Origin of the sequence: Streptomyces sp. NPDC050856 (assembly GCF_040653855.1) — a bacterium.
In the GTDB taxonomy this organism is placed as follows: domain Bacteria; phylum Actinomycetota; class Actinomycetes; order Streptomycetales; family Streptomycetaceae; genus Streptomyces.
The window spans coordinates 1-1,998 of sequence record NZ_JBFAGV010000070.1 but is presented as its reverse complement, the minus strand read 5'-3'; the positions used below and the strand labels follow the sequence as shown (position 1 = coordinate 1,998).

At 71.6% G+C, this 1,998-nt stretch carries 2 protein-coding genes and 2 pseudogenes; 2 read left to right on the top strand and 2 right to left on the bottom strand.

All coding sequences use genetic code 11. The annotated features are described in order from the left end of the window. Nucleotides 1–100 (top strand): annotated as a pseudogene (locus tag AB0H53_RS29075) (IS481 family transposase); the annotation flags it as partial. 35 nt (nucleotides 101–135) lie between these two features. Then, a pseudogene (locus tag AB0H53_RS29070) lies at nucleotides 136–983 on the top strand (IS5 family transposase). A gap of 31 nt (nucleotides 984–1,014) precedes the next feature. On the opposite strand, the gene AB0H53_RS29065 reads toward AB0H53_RS29070, so the two are convergent. Next, a complete protein-coding gene (locus AB0H53_RS29065; protein WP_362119644.1) occupies nucleotides 1,015–1,188 on the bottom strand; it encodes a hypothetical protein in 174 nt (57 codons plus the stop codon). A gap of 12 nt (nucleotides 1,189–1,200) precedes the next feature. After that, nucleotides 1,201–1,869, bottom strand: a complete 669-nt coding sequence (locus AB0H53_RS29060) for a hypothetical protein (RefSeq protein ID WP_362119641.1) — start codon at nucleotides 1,867–1,869, stop codon at nucleotides 1,201–1,203. Nucleotides 1,870–1,998 lie beyond the last annotated feature (129 nt).

The following is a 1,998-nucleotide window of genomic DNA, read 5'->3' as shown; positions in this document are numbered from 1 at the left end:
AGACTTCCTCCACACCTACAACCACCACCGCTGCCACACCGCACTCGGCGGACACCCGCCCATCAGCCGCGTGAACAACGCTCCGGGACAATACAGCTAGAGCGTGTCTCTTTCGTGGGCTCATCAGTTGATCGGATGATCACTGATGCGATGTGGGACCGGCTCGAGCCGCTGATGCCGGCCGATCCGGTCCGCGGACGGTGGTGGGCCGACCACCGCCGCACCCTTGAGGCTATCGCGTGGAAGTACCGCACCAACTCGTCCCGGCGGGACCTGCCCGACGAGCTCGGCTCGTTCCGGACCGCCCACAAACGGCTGATCAGGTGGGCAGTCGACGGGACCTGGGAGGCGATCCTCGGTGCCGTCCTGGCAGCGGCGGACGCCGACGACGACATCGACTGGACAGTGTCGGTGGACTCCACTGTCGTCCGGACCCACCAGCACGCAGCCCCGGGCCTGCAAAAAGGGGGCGATCCGCTCCAGCGAGCCCACCGACCACGCACTCGGAACGCTCCCGCGGCGGCCTGAGCACGAAGGTCCACCTGGCCGCGGACGGCCGTGCACGACCGCTCGCCCTCAAACTCACCGCAGGCCAAGCCGGTGACGCACCCGCTTTCGAGACCGTGATGTCCCGGTTCCGCGTTCCCCGCAGCGGCCCGGGCAGGCCGCGAACCCGGCCCTTCGCCGTACTGGCCGACCGCGCCCACTCTTCCCGCGCCATCCGCATCCACCTGCGACGTCGGGGAATCCGCGCGGTCATCCCGCAGCCGTCCGACCAGATCGGCCACCGTCAGCGGCGAGGCCGCCGAGGCGGCCGCCCACCTGGCTTCGACCGTGAAACCTACAAGCAGCGAAATACCGTCGAGCGCTGCATCAACCGACTCAAGCAGTGGCGCGGCCCGGCCACACGAACCCACAAACTCGCCCTTGCTTACCAAGGCGCACTACACCTCGCCGGCATCCTCATCTGGACCCGACGCTGACCAAAGAGACAGAACCTAACGGCCGCGACCGTCAGCCGTCGGTCTTGCCCGCCGCCCGGGCGTACGCGGCGAGTTCGGCGCGAAGGCTGCTTTGCCCTGTACCGACCGCGTTCCGCGCCCGCTGCAGCTCCTCCAGCTCGTCGTCGGTAAGGTAGTCGACCCAGGCCTCCGCCCGCCGCTGCTCGGCCTCTTCCTCATCACGCAACTGCCGCTCGTATTAGTCGAGATCGTCCCCGTCCCGGATCCAGCGGCGCACCACCGCATCCTGCTCGCGCCGCGCCTCGGCCGCCTCGACGACGCCACACGGGTACATCAGCGAGGGCCCGTGCCCGGCCAGGATCCGTGCGCGAGCAGCGCGCGAGCGGTCTCCTCGCCGGCCCCGCACGCCGCGGCGAAGCCCGGTCAGCAGCTCCTCGCTGGGCAGCCGCCGCGTGTGCAGGGCGTTGTGCAGGGCGTTGTGCAGGGCGCTGCGCGAGGCGCGGCCCGCGGCCTCGGGCGAGTCGGCCAGCCGACGCAGGCTCGGCCCTCCCGCCGCCACCCTCACCTTCTCCATGGCCGCGGCCAACCCCACCAGGGTGGTGATGCCGCGCCCCGGCACGTACGCGGCCGGCTTCCGCACGGGCTCGGGGCGCACGGCGGCCGCAGCCGCCGCCCACACCCGCGCGCCCTCCTCCTCGTCGGCGCCAGCGCCCCGGGCGAACGCCTGGACGGTGCGCAGGGTGGGAAGCCGCCCATCCAGGGCCCGGCGCAGCGTGCACACCGAGACCGGCAGCTTCCCCGCGTCGGCCCGCCGCGCCAGGGCAGCGAAGGTGCACCGTCCCTTCGCCGCGCGCAACCAGCCGCGCAGCCGCGCCAGTTCCACCGGCTCGGCCGCCCGGCGGCTCACCCGCGACCGCCGCCGGCGGCCGCGGCGACCTCGGCTAGAGCGTGTCTCTTTGATGGGCTCATCAGTTGATCGGACATGCCTGTCCGATTAGTGATCACTGATGCGATGTGGGACCGGATCGAGCCGCTG